Annotated in this window: 2 protein-coding genes and 1 pseudogene; all 3 read left to right on the forward strand. The window is 35.7% G+C overall.

From position 1 onward, the window contains the following. The first annotated feature begins 350 nt into the window (after positions 1-350). A complete protein-coding gene (gene cps2T / locus F9856_RS11845; RefSeq protein ID WP_044763839.1) occupies positions 351-1,499 on the forward strand; it encodes a beta 1-4 rhamnosyltransferase Cps2T in 1,149 nt (382 codons plus the stop codon). Continuing rightward, on the forward strand, positions 1,496-2,425 hold the full coding sequence (locus F9856_RS11850) for a glycosyltransferase family 2 protein (protein WP_202106716.1): 930 nt from the start codon (positions 1,496-1,498) through the stop codon (positions 2,423-2,425). Before cps2T ends, F9856_RS11850 begins: the two co-directional genes overlap by 4 nt. Positions 2,426-2,427: 2 nt before the next feature. Beyond that, positions 2,428-2,559, forward strand: a pseudogene (locus F9856_RS11855) (ABC transporter permease); the annotation flags it as partial. Positions 2,560-2,700: the final 141 nt, after the last annotated feature.

Raw genomic sequence — 2,700 nt, forward strand, 5'->3', positions numbered from 1 at the left:
AATTATACTATCTTGATAGCTAACTCAACAAATTGTCTTGACTATTCGCCTATCGGGATAAAATTATGATAAATTTTTTCTATTTAAAATAAAATTTGAAAAGACTACTTATGGTATGCAGTTAAATTGTAGTGGACTGTCATATTAAGTGGTCTTTTTATTGCTAAAATAATAAAATAAGTTTAAATGGTATTTAACTTGAATGTAAAATATAAGTAATTGAAGTATATATCAAAGCAATATAAAATGAATAGAACATTCTGTTTTTTGTCAGCAAACTAGGATAGAATTAGGAAAAAAAACTAAAAAATGGTATAATGAAAAGAACTGCAATTTGATGGAGAGGATTCATGAAACACGTTTTTATTATCGGTAGTCGTGGACTGCCAGCAAAATATGGTGGCTTTGAGACCTTTGTCCAACAATTGGTCAGTCACCAGCAATCTGAGAAGATTTGTTATCATGTGGCTTGTTTATCGGATACAAGTCATCGCCAACATTCGACCTACCTGGGTGCAGATTGCTTCACCATTAATCCACCAAAACTTGGACCAGCTCGTGTGATTGCTTATGATATGATGGCAATCACTTATGCCCTTAAAATCATTAAGGAACAGCAGATAGAGCGACCAATTTTCTATATCTTGGGAAATACCATAGGTGGCTTCATAGTACCTTTTGCGAAACAGATTCACTCTGTTGGAGGTACCTTGTTTGTCAATCCAGATGGTTTGGAATGGAAACGGGCCAAGTGGGCTAAGCCAGTCCAAAAATATCTAAAATTTTCTGAAAAAATGATGGTCAAATATGCTGATTTGATTATTGCTGATAATGAGGGAATTGAGGATTATATTCAATCTGAATACTCGGCTACCAATACACGCTTTATTGCCTATGGTACAGATTTAAGTCCGACTAAGTTAACAAAAGAATCTGAGCAAGTTCGCCAATATTTTACAAATTGGAACATTAAAGAGAAAGAATTTTATCTGATTATCGGTCGTTTTGTACCCGAGAATAACTATGTGACAGCAATTCGGGAGTTTATGGCAAGCAACACGAGACGTGATTTAGTCATCGTTGCAAACCATGAAGGCTCTGCCTATTTTCAAAAATTAAAAGATGAGACAGGCTTTATATCCGATAAGCGGATTAAGTTTGTAGGAACAGTATATGACCAAGAACTACTTAAGTATCTGCGCCAAGAATGTCGAGCTTATATTCATGGACATGAAGTTGGAGGAACCAATCCTAGTCTCCTAGAAGCGCTGGCGCAAACCAATGAAAATTTGGTTTTAGGTGTTGATTTTAACCGCAAAGTTGCCCTAGAAGGTGCTCGGTATTGGAGTAAGGAGTCAGGTAGCCTGAGTCAATTAATTAACCAAATTGATGAGAATGCTGAAGCGGTGGAATTAGGAGAAATTGCGAAAAAACACATGAAGGATGAATACACCTGGGAAAAAATCGTCCAAGAGTACGAGGAATTATTTTTACAATGAAAGTAAACATACTCATGTCGACCTACAATGGTCAACAGTTCTTAGCTGAGCAAATTCGTTCTATTCAAGAACAGACTTACACAGACTGGACACTGTTCATTCGTGATGATGGTTCCAGTGATCGAACTAGAGAGATTATTAAAGATTTTGTTGAACAAGATCAGCGAATTCATTTCATAGATGTTGAGACAGACGAAAATCTCGGTGTCATCAAAAGTTTTCATAGGCTAGTTCATTATGATACTGCTGATTTCTATTTTTTCAGTGACCAAGATGATGTTTGGCTGCCAAATAAACTGGAAGTTAGCCTAAAAAAAGCACAGGCCTATCCAGCAAATTTGCCATTGATGCTTTATATGGACCTCAAAGTTGTCAATCAAAATCTAGAGGTTATGGCAGAAAGTATGGTAAAATCTCAATCTCATCATGCCAATACGGAATTGGTGCAAGAGTTGACTGAGAATACTGTAACTGGCGGTGTCGCCATGATTAATCATCATCTTGCTGAAATGTGGCAAGTAACTGAGGATATTTTGATGCATGATTGGTATCTGGCCCTGCTTGCGTCAGCCTTTGGAAATTTGGTATTTATTGATCAACCAGGGGAACTGTACCGCCAGCATTCTGATAATGTTTTAGGGGCTCGAACACTCTCAAAACGCTTTAAAAAATGGATTCGCCCTCATATTTTATTTGCTGTCTATTGGGATTTGATAAAAAATAGTCAAAAACAAGCCCGACACTTACTACAAATGCCTCTATCTCAGTCAAATAGAGAATTAATTGAAGCATTTGTAACCATTATGGATAAACCAATGCTTGAACGATTCAGGATTTTGAGAAAATATGGATTGAGGAAAAATAAGGCTTTCCATACATTGGTATTTACAACACTCATTATTACAAAATTTGCTTATAAGGAATAGTTATGAACTTATTGAATAGAGAAAACCAGATTCTTTTGAAAGAAATGGTAAAAACTGATTTTAAGCTGCGTTATCAAGGTTCTTTGATTGGTCACTTGTGGTCAATCCTAAAACCATTCATGATGTTTACATTATGTACTACCCGTTGTGCTAGTTAATCAAGCGTAAGCAAGGGAATATTTTAAACTGATACCAACTTCATACTCATTCGATTTCAAAAATCTGAACAAATCCATTTTCTATGTACAATACTTTTTATAGTTTCACTATCTAAG

This window comes from Streptococcus suis (assembly GCF_016743335.1).
Taxonomy (GTDB): Bacteria; Bacillota; Bacilli; order Lactobacillales; family Streptococcaceae; genus Streptococcus; species Streptococcus suis_Y.

Excerpts from the sequence above, each read along its gene's own strand:
- F9856_RS11850 (WP_202106716.1), top strand. The coding sequence starts at position 1,496 with ATGAAAGTAAACATACTCATGTCGACCTACAATGGTCAACAGTTCTTA.
- cps2T (WP_044763839.1), top strand. The coding sequence starts at position 351 with ATGAAACACGTTTTTATTATCGGTAGTCGTGGACTGCCAGCAAAATAT.